Annotated in this window: 13 protein-coding genes; 5 read left to right on the forward strand and 8 right to left on the reverse strand. The window is 65.1% G+C overall.

Annotated elements, in window-relative coordinates; genetic code table 11:
* Nucleotides 1–6 precede the first annotated feature (6 nt).
* Nucleotides 7–2,622: an ATP-dependent chaperone ClpB gene (gene clpB, locus EAE28_RS07395; RefSeq protein WP_127105184.1), complete on the forward strand. Its 2,616-nt coding sequence runs from the start codon at nucleotides 7–9 to the stop codon at nucleotides 2,620–2,622.
* Nucleotides 2,623–2,708: 86 nt separating this feature from the next.
* On the opposite strand, the gene EAE28_RS07400 is transcribed toward clpB, so the two are convergent.
* The 4 genes from EAE28_RS07400 to EAE28_RS07415 form a co-directional block, all read right to left on the reverse strand.
* On the reverse strand, nucleotides 2,709–3,464 hold the full coding sequence (locus tag EAE28_RS07400; RefSeq protein ID WP_127105185.1) for a hypothetical protein: 756 nt from the start codon (nucleotides 3,462–3,464) through the stop codon (nucleotides 2,709–2,711).
* A 4-nt stretch (nucleotides 3,465–3,468) separates the two neighbouring features.
* Nucleotides 3,469–5,874: a vWA domain-containing protein gene (locus EAE28_RS07405; RefSeq protein ID WP_127105186.1), complete on the reverse strand. Its 2,406-nt coding sequence runs from the start codon at nucleotides 5,872–5,874 to the stop codon at nucleotides 3,469–3,471.
* Nucleotides 5,871–6,977 carry a hypothetical protein gene (locus tag EAE28_RS07410; RefSeq protein ID WP_127105187.1) on the reverse strand — a complete coding sequence of 369 codons (1,107 nt, stop codon included), beginning with the start codon at nucleotides 6,975–6,977 and terminating at the stop codon, nucleotides 5,871–5,873. The genes EAE28_RS07405 and EAE28_RS07410 overlap by 4 nt, the downstream gene beginning before the upstream one ends.
* Before the next feature lie 245 nt (nucleotides 6,978–7,222).
* Nucleotides 7,223–8,188 carry an AraC family transcriptional regulator gene (locus EAE28_RS07415; RefSeq protein ID WP_164736569.1) on the reverse strand — a complete coding sequence of 322 codons (966 nt, stop codon included), beginning with the start codon at nucleotides 8,186–8,188 and terminating at the stop codon, nucleotides 7,223–7,225.
* A gap of 182 nt (nucleotides 8,189–8,370) precedes the next feature.
* On the opposite strand from EAE28_RS07415, the gene EAE28_RS07420 reads away from it, so the two are divergent.
* On the forward strand, nucleotides 8,371–9,201 hold the full coding sequence (locus tag EAE28_RS07420) for a GNAT family N-acetyltransferase (RefSeq protein ID WP_127105189.1): 831 nt from the start codon (nucleotides 8,371–8,373) through the stop codon (nucleotides 9,199–9,201).
* 94 nt (nucleotides 9,202–9,295) lie between these two features.
* On the opposite strand, the gene EAE28_RS07425 is transcribed toward EAE28_RS07420, so the two are convergent.
* Nucleotides 9,296–9,865, reverse strand: a complete 570-nt coding sequence (locus tag EAE28_RS07425) for a YdeI/OmpD-associated family protein (RefSeq protein ID WP_220443901.1) — start codon at nucleotides 9,863–9,865, stop codon at nucleotides 9,296–9,298.
* Nucleotides 9,866–9,874: 9 nt separating this feature from the next.
* On the reverse strand, nucleotides 9,875–10,294 hold the full coding sequence (locus tag EAE28_RS07430) for a DUF1761 domain-containing protein (protein WP_164736570.1): 420 nt from the start codon (nucleotides 10,292–10,294) through the stop codon (nucleotides 9,875–9,877).
* Between the two features lie 97 nt (nucleotides 10,295–10,391).
* On the opposite strand from EAE28_RS07430, the gene EAE28_RS07435 reads away from it, so the two are divergent.
* Entirely contained in the window at nucleotides 10,392–11,078 is a 687-nt protein-coding gene (locus EAE28_RS07435) for a helix-turn-helix transcriptional regulator (protein ID WP_127105191.1), read from the forward strand.
* 323 nt (nucleotides 11,079–11,401) lie between these two features.
* A complete protein-coding gene (locus EAE28_RS07440; protein WP_127105192.1) occupies nucleotides 11,402–12,523 on the forward strand; it encodes a cobalamin-independent methionine synthase II family protein in 1,122 nt (373 codons plus the stop codon).
* A gap of 136 nt (nucleotides 12,524–12,659) precedes the next feature.
* Here EAE28_RS07440 and EAE28_RS07445 read toward each other — a convergent pair whose 3' ends face one another.
* Nucleotides 12,660–13,637: an MrcB family domain-containing protein gene (locus tag EAE28_RS07445; RefSeq protein WP_127105193.1), complete on the reverse strand. Its 978-nt coding sequence runs from the start codon at nucleotides 13,635–13,637 to the stop codon at nucleotides 12,660–12,662.
* A gap of 390 nt (nucleotides 13,638–14,027) precedes the next feature.
* On the opposite strand from EAE28_RS07445, the gene EAE28_RS07450 reads away from it, so the two are divergent.
* Complete coding sequence (locus EAE28_RS07450) at nucleotides 14,028–14,822, forward strand: DODA-type extradiol aromatic ring-opening family dioxygenase (RefSeq protein WP_127105194.1); 795 nt, start codon at nucleotides 14,028–14,030, stop codon at nucleotides 14,820–14,822.
* Nucleotides 14,823–14,877: 55 nt separating this feature from the next.
* Here the strand turns inward: EAE28_RS07450 and EAE28_RS07455 are convergent, their stop codons facing one another.
* Nucleotides 14,878–16,797: a hypothetical protein gene (locus tag EAE28_RS07455; RefSeq protein WP_127105195.1), complete on the reverse strand. Its 1,920-nt coding sequence runs from the start codon at nucleotides 16,795–16,797 to the stop codon at nucleotides 14,878–14,880.
* Between the last annotated feature and the right edge of the window lie 224 nt (nucleotides 16,798–17,021).

Genomic DNA, 17,021 nt, shown 5'->3' on the forward strand with positions numbered 1-17,021 from the left:
AATGCGATGAACCTTGAAAAGTTCACAGAGCGCGCCCGCGGGTTCCTGCAGGCCGCCAACACGATTGCCGCGCGCGAGCAGCACCAGCGGCTGACCCCGGAACACCTGCTCAAGGCCCTGATGGATGACGATCAGGGCATGGCCGCCAACCTGATCCGCCACGCGGGCGGCAAGCCCGAACAGGTCATTCAGGCCGTCGATCTGGCGGTGGGCAAACACGCCAAGGTCTCGGGCGATGCGGGGCAGGTTTATACCGATTCTGCGCTGGTCCGCGTGCTGGATGAGGCCGAGAAACTGGCGCAGAAAGCCGGGGACAGCTTTGTGCCCGTCGAACGTGTGCTGATGGCGCTGTCGATGGTGAAATCCGCCGCCAAAGAGGCGCTGGACGCAGGCGGCGTGACCGCGCAGGCGCTGAACGGCGCGATCAACGATATCCGCAAAGGCCGCACGGCGGATTCCGCCAGCGCCGAGGATACCTATGAATCGCTGAAGAAATACGCCCGCGATCTGACCCAAGCCGCCCGCGATGGCAAGATCGACCCGATCATCGGCCGCGACGAGGAAATCCGCCGCGCCATGCAGGTGCTCAGCCGCCGGACCAAGAACAACCCGGTGCTGATCGGGGAACCCGGCGTGGGTAAGACCGCGATTGCCGAGGGCATGGCGCTGCGCATCATCAACGGCGATGTGCCCGAATCCCTGCGCGACAAGACGCTGATGGCGCTGGACATGGGAGCGCTGATCGCCGGGGCGAAATACCGCGGCGAGTTCGAGGAACGTCTCAAAGGCGTGCTTGGCGAGATCACCGCCGCGGCGGGCGAGATCATCCTGTTCATCGACGAGATGCACACGCTGGTCGGCGCGGGCAAATCCGAAGGCGCGATGGATGCCGCCAACCTGATCAAACCGGCGCTGGCGCGCGGCGAGCTGCATTGCATCGGTGCCACCACGCTGGATGAATACCGCAAATACGTCGAAAAGGACGCGGCTCTGGCCCGCCGGTTCCAGCCCATCGTGGTTGAAGAACCGACGGTCGAGGATACCGTGTCGATACTGCGCGGCATCAAGGAAAAGTACGAGCTGCACCACGGCGTGCGCATCGCCGATTCGGCGCTGGTGGCGGCGGCGACGCTCTCGCATCGCTACATCACCGACCGTTTCCTCCCCGACAAGGCGATCGACCTGATCGACGAGGCGGCCTCGCGGCTGCGCATGCAGATCGACAGCAAGCCCGAAGAGCTGGACGCGCTGGACCGCGACATCCTGCAAAAGCAGATCGAGGTCGAAGCCCTGCGCAAGGAAGACGACGCGGCCAGCCGCGACCGTCTGTCCAAGATCGAAGTCGAGCTGTCCGAGCTGCAGCAGCAATCGTCCGAGATGACCGGCCAATGGCAGGCCGAGCGCGACATGCTGGAAGCGGCGCGCGGTCTCAAGGAGCAGCTTGAGAAAGCCCGCATCGATCTGGACACCGCCAAGCGGGTCGGCGACTTCGCCAAGGCCGGTGAGCTGCAATACGGCCGCATCCCCGAGCTGGAGCGCGCGCTGGCCGAGGCCGAAGCGCGCGAGACCGAGAAGATGGTCGGCGACGCCGTGCGCCCCGAGCAGATCGCCGAGGTGGTCGAGCGCTGGACCGGCATCCCCACCACGCGGATGCTGGAGGGCGAGCGCGACAAGCTTCTGCGCATGGAAGAGGGTCTGCACAAGCGGGTCATCGGCCAGAACCACGCCGTCCACGCCGTCGCCAACGCGGTGCGTCGGGCGCGCGCGGGTCTGAATGATGAGAACCGTCCGCTGGGCAGCTTCCTGTTCCTGGGGCCAACCGGCGTGGGCAAGACCGAGCTGACCAAGGCCGTGGCCGAGTTCCTCTTTGACGACGACAGCGCCATGGTGCGCATCGATATGTCCGAGTTCATGGAGAAACACTCGGTCGCCCGGCTGATCGGCGCGCCTCCGGGCTATGTCGGCTATGATGAGGGCGGCGTGCTGACCGAAGCCGTCCGCCGCCGGCCCTATCAGGTGGTGCTGTTTGACGAGGTGGAAAAAGCCCACCCCGACGTGTTCAACGTACTGTTGCAGGTGCTCGATGACGGCATCCTGACTGACAGCCACGGGCGCACGGTGGACTTCAAGCAGACGCTGATCATCCTGACCTCGAACTTGGGGTCGCAGGCGCTCAGCCACCTGCCCGACGGCACCGACGTGAACGAAGCCAAGGCGCATGTGATGGAGGCCGTCCGCGCCCATTTCCGGCCCGAGTTCCTGAACCGTCTGGATGAGACGATCATCTTCGACCGGCTCAAGCGGGTGGATATGGACGGGATCGTCAAGATCCAGATGAAGCGCCTGCTCAAGCGGCTGGAATCGCGCAAGATCGCGCTGGATCTGGACGACGCGGCGCGGGTCTGGCTGGCCGACAAGGGCTACGACCCGGTCTATGGCGCGCGTCCGCTCAAGCGGGTGATCCAGCGCTACCTGCAAGACCCGCTGGCGCAGATGCTGCTGTCGGGCGATGTGCTCGACGGCTCGACGGTGCCGGTTTCCGCCGGGCCTGAGGGACTGATCATCGCGGGGCACACCCATACCGACGATGACGACCAGCCGCGTGGCAAAGTGGTCCACTAACCCCAAAGGCGCCGGGAAACCGGCGCCTTTCTTCTATCCGCCATAGGGAAAGGCCGGGTGGAAAGCGGAAACTGCAGCTCGCGAGTTCAGCCGCTGAACCGCAGCCGCGCTTGGGTCGTCGAGCGGCAGGCCTCGCCGGTGAGGATCGCCAGCACGTCCATCGAGAAGACCTGCGTCAGCGCGATCTCGACCGGACTGACAATGCGCGCCGTCATCGACACTTGAGCATTGCGGCCCAGTGCGCCGTTCACGCTGAACACCTCATTGTGCCACACGCCACCGCCCTGATCGATCCACGGGCCAGCCGCCGGGTTGTCGGCGGTCAGCGGTGCCATCGAGAACGGGCGCGGCCAGACGATGCTGCGCCGCTCGCTGCCGCCCAGATCGACCGCGCCCGAAATGGCCGAGGCTACCTGCGCCGGACAGCCGGACAGGCTGTTGCCGGTGATCGTCATCGTCCACGGGCCGTTGCGGGGCAGCCCGGTTTCCTCGGCCGGAAACACCTGCGGATCGCAAAGCCCGTCGCCGCCATAGACAAGGTCGATGGCGTGGCCACTCTCGCCGCTCCAAAAGACCCCGTCTCCGGCTCGCACAAGGATCGGGTTCACCAGACCCTCGGGCGGCGCGATCGTGGTCTGCGTCTGCAGCGTCGCGAGGGAATGGTTGGACTGGTAGCAGTGGCAGCCCTCGCCCGTCCGGCAGGTCGCGACGATCAGGCCCGCCGCATCGACCCGTGTCACACCGTTCGAGAGCCGGGGCAGATCCTGCGCGACCCCGGGCAGCGCCATCAGCGAGAGACCGGCAAGCGCTGTCAGGACAGGGGAAAGAAAAGCGGTCGTCATGGCATCACTCCGTGGTCAGGCCGGGAAGGAGAAGGTCAAAGAGCGCATCGGCATCAAGCCCCTCAGGCAGCGGAACCGGGACAAGTCCCGGCTGCGCTGCCGCAGGCGCACGGCCCGCCTTGCGCGACACAAGGGCAAGCGATTGCGCCAGCGGTTCGGCGGCAGCGGTGGGGCTGTCGTGGAAGCGGCAGAGAAGCCCCGCCGCCGTCTCGATGCAAGGGCCGTTGCTGACCAGCCATTGATGCGGGTTGAGATGCAGACTTGCCCCGCCCGGTCCGTAGAAATCGACCCGGGGCGCTGAAAGCGGATGCGCCCCGGCTGTCGCGCTGACCCAGGCGGGCGGTGTCATCGACCAGCCCTGCTCCAGCGTCGCCGACAGCCCGTCGAGCGTCACGGCGCAGCGGACCTCGGTGCAGCGAAAGGCACTCTCGGCCCCGTCGGACGGGTCTTGTGCCGCAGGCCGATCAGGCCCGAAGGCCGCACCGCGCCAGAGCGGCAGGTCTTGCGCCACTGCCTCGGGCCAGAAAGCCACCGGCAGGCGCTCAGCTCCGGCAAAAAGGGTACCCACGAACCCCGCACCCTGAGGCGAGAGCGCAAGGCGCAGAGGCTCACGCGCGATGCGGGGCTGCGCGAACGCGATGGACAGGGTGTCGCCCTCGATCACGACCGAAAGCAGGTCGCCCGGCACCGCGTCCGGCCCCATTCCGGTGCCGGGTTTTATCTGGCCGGTGTAGTCCTGCCGCTCGTCGGTAAGCCGCAACATGATCCGCGCCATGGTCATCGGCTGATCATCGACGGCGCGCGGTGGAATCGCCCAGACCGTCCAGCCACCGGCAAGAGCACCCTCCAGCACGTCCTCCACCACGGACAGCGTGATGTCATTGGGCTGGCCGGGAAAGATCGCCACGTCGGCCGAATAGACCACCTCTCCCGGCGCGCGGGCGGTGATGCGCCAGCGGCCCGGCTCGAACAGGCCCGAAACGGCGCGCCCGGTCTCCTCCGGTGCCCAGGCCTCGGGCGCCATGTCCGGGTCAAGCGGGATCCCGTCCCACGACACGGCGCTGTCGGGCACTCCGTCTGGCAGGCGGAAGGTCGCAGACACCGCGCCGATGTCATCCTGAGACGCATCGCCCTGCGTGGCCGCCGCCGCCGAGGCAGCGAGCCCTGCGGCGGTCGTCAGGTCGTCATCCGCGTAAGGCACGCCCACGCCGAACCCGCGCGCAAACAGGATCTCGGACCGCCCCCGCGCCAGATAGCGGATCTCATAGGCGCCGGGCTCTTGCGGCACGGTCAGGGTGATCACGCCGTTCTTGTGCAACGCATAGTCCCAATCGCCGATCTGCGCGTCCAGCGGGTCGCCGGGCCGGGCGATGACGATGCGTTCCTCGATACGCTCAGGCCCCCGGAACGCAAAGCGCACGCGGCTTCCCGGCTCGACCGAGCCCACGGCCTCGAACCCCATATGAGGTGCCACAACCTCAATGGCCTGCCGCGCGATGACCCCGTCGCGCGCCGTGCGCAGGATCAGGTCGTAAAACCCGGGCTCCAAAGGCGCTGTGCAACGGACCGGGTTGTGCGGCTGGCGCGAGGTGCCGCCGATCGTGCCATAGGCCGGGCCCGCCGAGGCGCGGCTCTCGCCTTGCGGCACGAAGCCCATGTAATCGACGTTGGTCGCCTCGCCATTCCAGCGGATCACATAGGCGAACCCCGCCTCGGCCCGGTCGCCGATGTCGAAAGCCGCTTCGGGTGTGGGTGTGGGTTCCGGTTCCGGCGCGGGGATGGGCTCAGCCGTGCTTACCTGCCGCAAGGCCTCGGCCAGTTCCGCGCCGGAATTGGTGTCGAACATCAGTCCGCCGGTTTGCTCGGTGATGCACGACAGTCCCTCAAGCTCCACCCGGCTCAGGCCGAAACCCACCACATGCGCGCGGATGTCGATCCCCTCGGCGGCCAGCGTCGCGGCCAGAGCGCAAGGATCACCCTCGCAGGTTTCCAACCCGTCGGTGACAAGGATGATATCCGCCGCCTCGGCCGTCGGTGGGATCTGGTCGCGCGCCAGCGCCAGACTGTCGGTCAGCGGTGTCATGCCCCGTGGCATCAACCCGCGCAGGCGGCGTTCCAGATCGGCCGGTGTCCCCTGCCCCATCGGGGCCACGATCTCGATATCGCGACAATCGCCGCGCCGGTTATGGCCATACGCGGTGACCGACAACGGCACCGCCGCGTCCCGGCTGGCGAAATAGTCGCTGATGACGTCGCGGGCGACTTCGACCCGGCTCTGGTCGCCCTCGACCCGGTTCCACATCGAACCCGAAGCGTCGAAGACCAGAACCGAAACCCGTTCGGCGATGGCCGGGGTGGACAGGACCGTGGCAAAGCAAAGCCCGGCCAGAAGTCGAGAGGCTCGGATCATCGGAAAAGTCCTTTCGTCAAGGTCATCGCGGCGGCCAGATGATCGTTCAGGATCAACAGGTCCGAGGCGAAGCGTGGGGTAAGGGAAGCGGCGTCGAGCGCGACCAAGAAGGGCGGCGGCTCGAACGCGCCGTCGAAAAGCGCAAGCGGTGTCAGCACGGTGACCGGACCGGGCCGCAGGATCACAAAGGGGCGCAGGCCTGTGCCGGGGGTGACGTCACGGGTGCAGGTCGGATCGGCGCGGGTCACGGCCTCAAGCGCCGCAAAGGCTTTGCGGGCTTCGGGGCCAAGCAGCGAAGGATCGCCATGGACCCGGTAGCGCGCGTCAAAATCCGCATCGCCCGTCGTCGCAGCGGGCGGGCGACCGGCGGAAGGGGCAGTGCGAAACGCCAGCGCCGCGTCCTGCGGGACGACAACGGTCGCGTCACCCTCGGCCGCGCCGGGTGTTGTCACCTCGGCCACGACGAAGCAGGCACCGCCGCCCACCTCGGCCGTGCGGTTGTTTTCGTTGCCGAAAAACATCCCGACCCGCGCGATTGAGACCTTGAACCCGCCCCGCTCGCCGGTCAGGCACTCGTCCACCGTGACGGTATGGACAGGGCGGGACAGCCCCCACCCCGCCAGCCGTTCGGGTGTGAACCGTTGCGCCCGCGCGCCCGGTGGCACTGGGGATAGACCGATCAGCTCGGGTGCCAGTGCCTCGGCGATGGCCTGTTTGGCCGCCTCGCGCGTCGTACCCTGCGCCCGGCCCATCAGAAGCAAAAGCGCAAAGCCCGCCCCGCCCAGCATCAGCGCCACGCCCGTAACCAGCCCGCCCATGCTCCAGCCAAGCCCCAGACCGCCAAGCGCCGCACCCCCGGCAGCAAGCCGCAACTCGCGCTCGGTCTGTCGGACCCACGACTGCCGTTCCGCGTCGAGACGGGCCAGCACAGGGCCAAGGCGCGCCTGCAACCCCGCCAGCTGTCCCTCTGGCAGCACCGGCCCGGGCTGCCGTGGACGGCCGAGCGAGCCGAACTGACGGCCCCGCTGATGCGGCCCGCCAAGCAGGGAGAGCAGACCGAGCAGCGTGCCCCGTGGTGGCTGCGCAGCCGCAGGGCCAGTCATGCCACGTCCCACCCATTAGACAGCGCCACGCTTCCATCTGCGCCAGTGATGGCGCGCCCCGGCGACCATGCAATCGCCGGAAACATCGAGAAAAACCACATACCCCAGACCCTTGTCGTGCAACCGGAACGCTAGCGGGCGAAGGGACGCACGTCTTGGGCTGGACGGCAGGAAACAGGGTCGGGCGGAAACACCCGCCGACAACGCGCCGGTTCTGTCGCAGTTGTGAACAGCCCGCGGCCAGGTCAGGCCGTGTGGCGGTACCGCGCGGCCAGACCCGCTTCGGCGCGGGTCTCGCGCGGGGTTTGGTTGAAACGGCGCCGATAGCAATGGTTGAACCACGACAGGTCGGAAAACCCGGCAGCGCCAGCGATATCGGAAATCGCCTGCCCGGCGGATTCGCAGGCCGAGAGCGCACCGTGAGCCCGACGCAACCGTTCTTCCAGAACATGAGCGCGGAAGCTCGACTTTTCCTCGGCGAACATCATCCGCAGATAGCGCGTCGAGATCCCGTGCCGCGCAGCGACAAGCCCCGGAGACAGGTCAGGGTGGTGCAAGAGGCCCGCGATATCGTCCTTGATCATCCGCAACCGCGCGGCCATCGTTCCGGGCAAGGGCCCCGGATCGCGCGCGCTGAACGCTGAAAGCGCCAGATCGTGCAGATGCGCTGACGACTGCGCCAGCTGATCGGGGGTCAGCTCTGGCAACTCTTCAAACAGTGCCTCGCCATAGCGTTGAAGCAGCCGCCATTGCGGGGTGAGATCAAGGCGGGTTCTCAGATGATCGTTGATCCCCCGCAGCCCTGTCACCAAAGGGCGCGGCAGCGAGATGTAGAAGACATCCGTCCTGTCCACCAGAAAGCGCGAAACTCCGGCGGTTTCGTTCGGGTCGATATAGATCTGCCCCGGCCCGCAGATCACCTCTGCGCCGCCGGTCTGTTGCATGCGGAACGCACCGCTGCGGGGGAAGTGGACCATGACATTGTCCGACCCCGACGCCGCCAGTTCGACCGTGCGAACAGCCCGGCAAGTCGAATGCCGACCCCAGCCCAGCATCACCTCAGGCAAGACGCCGATCGCCGTTGCGGATCGAAACCCTTCAAGACTGTCAGGCGTGAATTCGAGACGGCACAGCTCGGCCACCGTGTCCTGAAAACCCGCGACACGGGACCGTGTATCCAGCTCTGAAGTTGCGATGGAAAATAGAGGCATCGCGATTAAAATTAGGCTGCGCGAACAGCCGCTGTCCAGCAAAACCTGAAGGCGAGTGCGTGGCCGCCACCGGCATTGAATTTTTCCGGCATCTCCGTCATCTTCAAAAACTCCAACCGCATCCACGATCCGTGAGGTCATGGGCCCCGCGGCAAGGCTAACGTGAAGGACGCTCTCTTCGTATGACCATCCGTGCGATGACCCCTGAGGATCTGGACCTTGTGTTGACCTGGGCCGCTGATGAGGGCTGGAACCCCGGACTGGACGACGCGAAGGCGTTCCATGCAGCCGATCCGACGGGTTTTCTGATCAAGGAAATCGCCGGTGAACCCGTCGCTGCGATCTCGGTCGTCAATCACGATCCCGGTTTTGCCTTCCTTGGCCTCTATCTTTGTAAACCTGCGTTCCGGGGCCGGGGACATGGGATCGAGGTTTGGCGCGCCGGTATCGCCCATGCGGGAACCCGCAGTATCGGATTGGACGGGGTGCCGGACCAGCAGGATAACTACGCCCGGTCGGGCTTTGTCAAAACGGGCGCCACCATCCGTTACGAGGGCCACATAACCCCGATCGCAGACCCCCGCATCCACCCGGCGTCACCGGACGATCTCGACGCCTTGGTAGCCTTTGACACGCTGGCATGCGGCATAACCCGCACCGCGTTTGCCACAGGCTGGTTTGGCCCGTCACCGACGCGGCAAACGCAGGTGTTGCGGGATGGCGCCGAGATCGCCGGGTTCGCCACCTTCCGCCGCTGCCGGCTGGGCAGCAAGATCGGTCCGGTTTACGCACGCTCCGCCACCGACGCGCGCGCGCTCCTGGCCGCCAATCCCTTCGCCACCGCCGATGAGCCGTGCTTTGTCGATGTCCTGAACCCCGACGCACCCCTTGCAACGATGCTCACGTCGCTCGGCTTCGAAGCGACGTTTGAAACCGCCAGAATGTTCAGCGGCGCTCTGCCAGCGACCGATCCGGCCCGGTTTCAGGCGATAGCGACCATGGAGCTAGGCTGATCCGACGCGCTGTGATGTGGAAGGCAAAAACCCGCCACGGGCGGCGGGATGCGCTGTCCCGCACAGCAGTCGCCAGCGCCCCGGTCATGGTGCCTTACGCCCCCTGCCGATCCGCCAGATCCGCGATGATCTGCCGGATGGCACGCGCCCTGTTCTCTGGGCGTTTGATCCGCTGAAGCCTGAGGTAAATTGCGAACATCCGCGCCCTGCTCAAGGGGCCAAAGCTTTCAGCTGCCGCCGGATTTGCCGCCAGTGCTGCGGTAAAATCTGCAGGCATCTCCATGGACGCCGATCCGGCATAGGCACGCGCCCACCGGCCGTCGGCCCGCGCAGCATCCACCTGCGCCTGCCCGGGCGGACGCATGTGGCCCTCACTGATCAGGCGCTCGGCAAAGAGGCAATTTCGCTGCGACCAGTCCGATCTGGGCCGCCTCGGGGTCAGCCGGACGACGTAGGACTGGTCATCAAAGGATTTGCCGATCCCGTCGATCCATCCCCACGCAAGGGCATTGACGATGCACGCCTCGCGCGTAATCCCGTGGATGCCGCTGGTTTTCTTCCAAAGGCGAACCCAGAGTTCCGCCGCCGTGCCGTGGTGCTGTGCCAACCAGATGTCCAGCTCTGCCGCCGACGCAAAGGCACGGGGTTCTGACGTAATTTCCACCACCCTGCGTCACGCCATCAGCGTCAGGATGACCGCGTACATCACCCCGCTCACCAGCAAATAGGGCGCGTTCAACGCCGTGTAATAGAACGGCTTGGGAAAGTTCGGGTTGATCGCGATCATCATGCACATCGGCAGCAGAAAGCCGATTGCGATCAAGAGCCCCAGAGCGACCGCCTGGGCAATCGCCTCGATGCCCGTCGCCTGCAACAGAATGGCCGTCGCGATGATCATCACGACATTGCACACAAACGGCCCGACGATGAACAAGGGCGAGAGGCTTGCAGCGGGCTCGCCCGCGCGCCCCATCGCGACCGCGTAGTGTTTCGGCGTCAGCACCCCGAAGTAGACGCCACCAAAAACAAAGGCAAAGGCTGCAGCGGCCAGAACCCCCCAGAGGTTGATGGCTGCGATGGCGGTCGAGATCATGGTGTCTTCCTTTGTAGTTGGTCCGCAGCGATTGCTGCGGTCAGCCGCTTGTGACACAGGCCTGTTGCCAGCATCATGGCAACAGGAGTCATCAGCCATGCGCCCCGCCGACCGCCTCTTTCAGATCATCCAGATCCTGCGCCGCTCGACCCAGCCGGTCACCGCCGCGCGTATGGCCGAGGAACTCGAAGTGTCGCGCCGCACCGTCTACCGGGACATTGCGGTTCTTGTCGGCCAGCGTGTGCCCATCGTTGGCGAAGCGGGATACGGGTTCTTGCTCGATGCCGATTACGACATGCCCCCCCTGATGCTGACACCGGACGAAATCGAAGCGGTCGTGCTTGGCGCGCAATGGGTGGCCGGCAGAGGCGATCCAACACTGGCGAGGGCCGCACGGGATCTCATCTCCAAGATCACGATGGTGGTTCCCGAAACCCTGCGCCCCTTTATCGTCGAGCCGACGGTGGGCACCCCACCGCCACGCGCACAACCGGTTGAGCCGATCGACCCTGCGGTGTTGCGTCAGGCGATCCGTGACGGGCGAAAACTGCATCTGCGCTACCGGTCGGCTGAGGGTCGCGAGACCGAGCGCACGGTCTGGCCGGTCGTCCTTGGCTACGGCGAGGCAAGCAGGGTGATCGTGGCGTGGTGCGAATTGCGCAACGATTTCCGTTATTTCCTGACGGACAGGCTGGTTTCGGGCACAGTGCTGGACGAATCCAACGGCCTGCGCAAAGGCGAGCTGCACAAGCGGTGGATGGCATGGCGGGCGGCGGGCAGCTAAGACCCGCGTCAGCGGCTGCCCGCGAAGCGTTCCGTGCGGCCCCTGTCTGTCCGGGTGTCTTGCCAGCGCTCCTTGCGGCCCATCGCGGGCGCACAGTATCAGTGCCGGCTCCCCATCCTGACACGCTCGCCTCGCTTTGCCCTCGCCCCGCCAACCCCTTACCAAATCCTTAACCCCTCCCCCTAAGCCGCTGGAATCGCTTACCCCGGCCCTGTGTCCCATCAGGGGACACGCCCCGCGCTGACCAATCCCCAGTTGTTTTTCCGCCCCCCCGGTGATCAAATGCGCCCAACGCATCCCCTTGACCCAACCGGAACCCCCTCATGACCATCGAAACCACCCATGTCGGCAGCCTGCCCCGCGGCGATGCCCTCTCGGCCCTGCTGATCGCCAAGGACAAGGGCGACGCCTACGATCCCGCCGCCTTTGAAGCCGCTGTTGAAGCCGCCATCGCCGACGCGATCAAACACCAGCGCGACGCCGGGGTCTCGATCATATCGGATGGTGAGCTGGGCAAGGTCGGCTATTCCACCTACATGCAGGAACGCCTGAGCGGTTTTGGCGGCCATATCGACCGCAAACCGGCCAAGGACATGGCCGCCCACCCCGCGCTCGCCAAGAAGCTCAGCGCCATCATGGGCAGTCAGGAATTCACCCGTGCTTCGTGCATCGGTGAGGTCAAGCTGGTCAACCTGCAACCCGCCCTCGACGACATCCGCCGCTTCAAGACCGCGCTGGCCGCTGACGGCTCGGGCACCCGCGCCTTCATGAACGCGGCCTCGCCGGGCCTGATCACCGCCTTTCAGGTGAACCGCTACTACCCCAGCCATGAGGCCTATCTCGACGCCCTCGTCACCGCGATGCGGCCCGAATATGAGGCCATCCTCGACGCCGGGCTGGACATCCAGTTCGACTGCCCCGACCTCGCCATGTCCGCCCATACCGGCTATCAGGACCTGTCGCAGGACGAGTTCGTCAAGATCGCCGCCGCCAATGTCGAAGCCCTGAACGCCGCGACCGAGGGCCTGCCCGCCGACCGCATGCGCATGCACCTGTGCTGGGGCAACTACGAGGGGCCGCATGACCACGACATCCCGCTTGAGGCAGTGATCGACGTGGTCCTCTCGGCCCGCCCGAACACCGTGCTGTTCGAGAGCGCCAACCCCTGCCACGAGCACGAATGGACCGTCTGGCGCGACGCCGACATTCCCGCCGACAAGATCCTCGCGCCGGGCGTGATCGACACCTGCTCCAACTACGTCGAACACCCCCGCCTGATCGCCCAACGCCTGCAACGCTTTATCGACATCGTCGGTCAGGACCGCGTCATCGCCAGCACCGACTGCGGCTTCGGCACCTTTGCAGGCTATGGCAAGATCGACCCCGAGGTGACGTGGAAAAAGCTCAGGAACCTGCGGATCGGGGCGGATCTGGCGTCGGTTTAACTCTTTGGGGCGGCGGGGACAATTCACGCCGCCCGTAGCTTCATTCCGACAGCGGGTGCTTCGCATACAATAGATCGCTGCGAAGTTCTTTGATGAAGAGTTTCAGCTATGTTGATCGTGCGCAGGCGGTCAACCTTCAAGGAATGAAGTACGTCAGTTCGCGTGCAATTTTGAAACGCAAGGTCTGCTTCAGCTTCGTTAGATTAGATGGATCGCCAAGCTTGTGAATCATGCGATGGCAAGTGGGGCACAGAACCATGAAATCATCAGGGATTTTGTAACGGCGTGTTTCGCCCTCTGCCAATCCGTACAATGGGGCGGCGTGATGTACGTCTAGCGGCGCCTCATGGGAAGGACCATTGAAACCATAGTCGCGCTTAGGATCGAGGCCGCAACTCTCACAAATCGGCAGCTTCGCTTTGAGGACATCTTTCCGAACCTTTGGCGAGCGTTCAATACGACGCGAGAGAATGTAACGGCGAGTCTCCTCGATGTCTTTCCCACTCGCCTCTTCTTGCATCACTTCACTAGGTGTTGTGCCGCCACGATTTACAAGCGCTTCATATGCAAGCAGCATCTGATACAAGTCCGCAGCTAGCGTTTCATCGGTAAGTTCACCATATTTGTAAACTTTGCCAAAGGAGTGCCCGGCCTCGTACCCGGCTGGGAGCCCGGCCTCCGAACCAAGATCAATCGATTCTTCAGAAAAATTCTTTGCGAAATCTGGAACGCGATCTGCCATATCGCGAGCCCTTCTTTTGAGAACATCTCGACCCCTAGATTGCCCGAAGTCATTGTAAATTGCAGTAGTCCCCTGGTTCATCGACAATGTAATGGTTTGCGCGTCTGGATTGATCAAGTAGACGACGTAGAAACCCTTCGTTGCAGTTTCAGTGACCAGGGGGTCGAAAAATGCAAGCCACGGCACGGATGCCCATAGCCCTTGTCCCACGCTGGCTTTTACCTTTAGGTCGAAAGGCCAAAGCGTCAGAGTTTTCTTTGCCTCTACCGCGATATCACGCCTAACAAATTCACCAAAATTCGAGCCGTTGAAAGGCTTTGCGCGTTCATAGGCATATTCTTTTGCGAGGCGAGAAAGGTGTGCGGCAAGCATAAATCACCTCTGTTAACTATACTTTCGACTGTACGAGGCTTCTTCCGTAGCGCAAGCTTCTAATGGGCTTCACGTGAAAAATGTGCAGCTCAAAGGCCCTTGATCGCGGAAGCGATTGGTTTCAGAAGTATAACTGCCGATAGCAAGTGACGAAATCTACTGGTTTGCGGGGTCGTCCTTTTTGCGAAACACTTCGTCTCTAATCAAGTCCGGGAAATCCCCTTACCAAAACCCTAACCCCTCCCCCTAACCCCCTGTAATCCCTCACCCCACCCAAATGTCCCATCGTGGGACAGTCCCCAACCGCACACTCCCTGTGCGCCGATGTGGCTTCTCAGCGGGGCCCCGGTCCGCCATATCAAGGGTCAGTTCCCTCAAGGAGGCCCCGACATGACCCGTCTTCCCACCTATTTCATCTCGCACGGCGGCGGACCTTGGCCGTGGATCCCGCAGATGCGCGCGCAGTTCGTCAATCTGGAGGCCTCGCTCAAGAAGATGGTCGCCGATCTGCCGGAACTCCCCAAGGCGGTCCTGTCGATCTCGGGCCACTGGGAGGGCGACGATTTCGCCGTGATGGCCAACCCGAACCCGCCGATGGTCTATGATTACTACGGCTTCCCCAAGGAAACCTACGAGATCACCTACCCCGCCCCCGGCGCGCCCGATCTGGCCGCGCGGACCCGCGATCTGCTGGCAGCCGCCGGTCTGCCGACCCATCTGGACACCACGCAGGGCTATGATCACGGCACCTTCGCGCCGCTCTACATCATGTTCCCCGAGGCGAATGTGCCGGTCTACCAGATCTCGCTGAACAAGAACTACTCGCCCGCCGAACACCTCGCGATGGGCCGCGCCTTGGCGCCCTTGCGCGATGAGGGGGTGATGATCGTCGGCTCGGGGCTGAGCTATCACAACCTGCGGCTTTTCGGGCCGGGGGCGAAGGTGCCGTCCGAAGCGTTCGATGCCTGGCTGGGCGAGACCCTGCAAGAAGCGCCCGAGGCCCGCACGCAAAGCCTGCTCGACTGGGAAAGCGCGCCCTATGCCCGCGTCTGCCACAAGGATGAGGATCACTTCATCCCGATCTTCGCGGCACTCGGCGCGGCTGAGGGGGAGGCCGCGACGCGGATCTACCATGACGTCGGCCTGATGGGCGGCGTCACCGCGTCGAGCTATCAGTTCGGCTGACGCCTGATCGATACAGAGAGCGGCCACCCGAACCCCGGGTGGCCGCTTTGGTGTCTCAGCCGCCGATCAGCGTGGCGATTTCGGCCCGCAAGTCGGTGATCCGTTGCGCTGCCGCCTCGGACGCTGCCTGCGCATCGGCGATCTGGCCGTCGATGGCATCGACGCGGGCACGGCGCTCGCGGTTGGCCTGACTGTCATCGCCCAGTTGCACGATCAGGTTGACCAGCCGCGACTGCTCGCGCTCCAGCGTCTGGGTGTCGTTGGCCAGCCGGCGCTGCTCGACCTCGGTGTCGCTGATCTGGCGGCGAAGGTCGGCCAGCTGTTCCAGCGTTTCGCGCACGGCCGGGTCCAGCGTGCGGCCCTGCCAATAGGCCAGCGTGCCCAGATCAATGTCCATCAACCCGACACGGCGGATGCGCGGCTGGCGCTCGGTGACCACAAGGCTGGCGCTTTCCCCGGCGGCGACCGGCACAACCCAGCGCCACGCGTCGGGGCGTTCCTCGGCCCCGGTGGTGCTGGAAACGGTCCAGTCAGGGCTGCGCGGGTGGTCGATGGTGATCTCGCGGTCAGCCTGCGGCGCGCCCTCGATCCGGTAGGTGACGCGGCGCTCCAGATCCTCGGTCACGTAGAGCAGCCCGTTGGCCAGACGCATCTCGCGCACGGTTTCGGTGTTCGAGCGGTCCTCGCGGATTTCGACCGCCGTGTCGCGGGCGAAATCGACAACTTCGGTCGCGCCGGGGGCCATTTCGGGGATCATCGCATCGCCGGCATGGCCGCGACCGTCCTCATAGAGGGTCAGCACACCGGCAGGCAGGCGCAGGGGCAGCGGGTTTTCCAGCGACAGCGCGATCACCGGGTGCAGCGTGCCCGAGCCGCCGCGATAGAGCGTCAGGCGGGCATCGGTGAGCAATTCGGACAGGAACGGCACGCTCATCATCTGGCCAGCGGCCAGCGTTACCGGCGTATCCAGCGTGAAACGGCTGAAGCTGTCACCATCATCGGCGGTAATCCCGATCGAGGCCACACTGTCGGCCATCACCATCGGCGCGGGGGCCGGGACGCTTTCAGCCATCGCGCCCATCGCGCCACGAAACAGCCCCGCCTGCGGCACCGGCGCGCTGCGGCCACCCATCGCCGCCTCTTCGCGCTCGGCATAGCGGCGCTCGTACAGGCGGGCCGAGATCGCGCGGACCGAGCCGGTGGCCAGCGTCAGCTCAATGTCATCCCAGTCGATGCCCGTGGTGTTCTCGACCACGGCCCAGCCGATCAGGCGGATGCCGTCGGGCGTGTCGACCGCGCGCCAGGCGGTGCGCCAGAGCGGCGCGTTCTGCAGATAAACCAGATCGACATCGCGCGGCGTCGCGTTGTCGCTGTCCAGCACCATCTCGACGCGGCGCGGGTTGGCGGCACCGCGCCAGGCGCGCAGGGCGTCGGTCAGCGTGGCCTGATCGGCGGCATCGGCAAAGCGGACACCCAGCGCGTCATCCATGACGAAGCTGTGCATCACGCCGTCGTCTGCCTGCAGGTTCAGCACGTTGCACGGCCCATTCTCACACGGGCGCTGCGTGACGCCCATGTTCAGCCCGTTCCACGTCTCGCCACGGCGCTCGACCACCAGCGCCGCGCCGACCATGGTGGACATCAGGCGGGCCGGGTCGGTCACGTCCTGCGGGCCAAAGGGGAAATGTGCAAAGGCATCCTCGAACGAGCCGGGGCCGGTCATGGTGACAAAGGGCACCGCGCCTTCGGGGTCCAGCACCCACAGGCTTTTGAGGAAATCGTCGATGTCGTCGCGGGCGACCGACAGGCGGATCGGCTCGGTGCCCAGCTGGCCTTCCGCTTCGATCATGGCGAGGCCAGCGGTGGACAGGGTGACGGCATGGATGGCGGTCTCGGCGGCCAGCGGCAGTGCCAGCGCCAGCCCGCTGAGCGACAAAATCATCGCGCGGCGCAGACGGATCAGGGGAAATGTCATGACTAGAACTCCGGGTGGGGAAAGCCGCAGAATGCCTTTGCGCCGATCAACCGACAAGTGTGCGGCGATCACCAATGTGGCAGCACCGCGTGATCGCGCGGAAAGGCGCGCAGACCGTCCGGGCCTCCGGCTCTTGCCGGCACTCTCGGGCGCGTGACCGGCTGCCTGGCCCCAACCGTTGGGACACACATTGGCACCCCGCGTCAGGCTGTCGCTTGCTCAAT

The organism is Pararhodobacter zhoushanensis (genome assembly GCF_003990445.1).
Taxonomy (GTDB): Bacteria; Pseudomonadota; Alphaproteobacteria; order Rhodobacterales; family Rhodobacteraceae; genus Pararhodobacter; species Pararhodobacter zhoushanensis.

What these genes read in the sequence shown, in the direction of transcription:
- EAE28_RS07435 (WP_127105191.1), top strand. Translation starts at nt 10,392, where the DNA reads ATGCGCCCCGCCGACCGCCTCTTTCAGATCATCCAGATCCTGCGCCGC.
- clpB (WP_127105184.1), top strand. Translation starts at nt 7, where the DNA reads ATGAACCTTGAAAAGTTCACAGAGCGCGCCCGCGGGTTCCTGCAGGCC.
- EAE28_RS07400 (WP_127105185.1), bottom strand. Translation starts at nt 3,464, where the DNA reads ATGACGACCGCTTTTCTTTCCCCTGTCCTGACAGCGCTTGCCGGTCTC.
- EAE28_RS07420 (WP_127105189.1), top strand. Translation starts at nt 8,371, where the DNA reads ATGACCATCCGTGCGATGACCCCTGAGGATCTGGACCTTGTGTTGACC.
- EAE28_RS07410 (WP_127105187.1), bottom strand. Translation starts at nt 6,977, where the DNA reads ATGACTGGCCCTGCGGCTGCGCAGCCACCACGGGGCACGCTGCTCGGT.
- EAE28_RS07430 (WP_164736570.1), bottom strand. Translation starts at nt 10,294, where the DNA reads ATGATCTCGACCGCCATCGCAGCCATCAACCTCTGGGGGGTTCTGGCC.
- EAE28_RS07440 (WP_127105192.1), top strand. Translation starts at nt 11,402, where the DNA reads ATGACCATCGAAACCACCCATGTCGGCAGCCTGCCCCGCGGCGATGCC.
- EAE28_RS07455 (WP_127105195.1), bottom strand. Translation starts at nt 16,797, where the DNA reads ATGACATTTCCCCTGATCCGTCTGCGCCGCGCGATGATTTTGTCGCTC.
- EAE28_RS07450 (WP_127105194.1), top strand. Translation starts at nt 14,028, where the DNA reads ATGACCCGTCTTCCCACCTATTTCATCTCGCACGGCGGCGGACCTTGG.
- EAE28_RS07415 (WP_164736569.1), bottom strand. Translation starts at nt 8,188, where the DNA reads ATGCCTCTATTTTCCATCGCAACTTCAGAGCTGGATACACGGTCCCGT.
- EAE28_RS07405 (WP_127105186.1), bottom strand. Translation starts at nt 5,874, where the DNA reads ATGATCCGAGCCTCTCGACTTCTGGCCGGGCTTTGCTTTGCCACGGTC.
- EAE28_RS07445 (WP_127105193.1), bottom strand. Translation starts at nt 13,637, where the DNA reads ATGCTTGCCGCACACCTTTCTCGCCTCGCAAAAGAATATGCCTATGAA.